Below are 360 nucleotides of genomic sequence, written 5' to 3'. Positions count from 1 at the left end.
GGGTATATTCCAAAAAATATAAAAAAGGAAAAAAATATAATTTCTGGTATTGTTCCACATGCAAGTTATGAATACTTTTTACCTGTTTCTATAAAATTATATAAAGAATTATATGAGAATTTTGATTTTGATACAATAATAATTATTGGTCCAAATAATAATAATTTTGGTCAAAAAATAAATTTGATAATTGACGATTGGTATACTCCTTTTGGTTTAATTAGAACAGATGTAGAATTTGCTAGAAAAATATTAAATAATTATGATTCATATGAAAATCCAATATTATCTAGATATGAATATTCAATTGTAGTTCAATTACCCATATTAAGATATTTATTTAAAGATAAAGTAAAGATT

At 20.6% G+C, this 360-nt stretch carries 1 protein-coding gene (running past one end of the window); it reads left to right on the top strand.

Going from position 1 to position 360, the window contains the following annotated elements; all coding sequences use genetic code 11:
- Positions 1 to 360, top strand: part of the annotated coding region (amrB, locus tag LUA84_RS03825) for an AmmeMemoRadiSam system protein B (RefSeq protein WP_457913304.1) (this coding region is incomplete at its 3' end). 96 nt of the annotated region lie to the left of the window's left edge; 360 of its 456 annotated nt are in view.

The sequence above is a fragment of the Candidatus Nanopusillus massiliensis genome (assembly GCF_920984865.1).
The sequence above is the reverse complement of the archived record's forward strand: the minus strand, read 5'-3'. Positions and strand labels throughout refer to the sequence as shown.